Annotated in this window: 1 pseudogene; it reads left to right on the forward strand. The window is 45.6% G+C overall.

What is annotated here, in order from left to right:
* Positions 1-34 precede the first annotated feature (34 nt).
* A pseudogene (locus H6A60_RS13175) lies at positions 35-272 on the forward strand (flagellar biosynthesis protein FlhF); the annotation flags it as partial.

Raw genomic sequence — 272 nt, forward strand, 5'->3', positions numbered from 1 at the left:
CCTCATTGTGCTCAATGCAGGCGGTGACGGAGAAATGCTCGACGACGTCGTGACCGCATTTAAAACATCTGGGGTTCAACAAGTCATTTTGTCCAAGATTGATGAAGCGTCCAAATTAGGACCATCACTGGATGCGATTATTCGACACAAACTCGAGCTGCGCGGCGTCACTACGGGACAAAATATTCAGGAAGATTTTGAGTTGGCCGAAGCCAGAAAATTAGTTCGCAATTCAATGCACTCATCAGAAAAATCTGTTTTTTCTCCACAGC

This window comes from Sutterella massiliensis (assembly GCF_016899755.1).
Taxonomy (GTDB): domain Bacteria; phylum Pseudomonadota; class Gammaproteobacteria; order Burkholderiales; family Burkholderiaceae_F; genus Sutterella; species Sutterella massiliensis.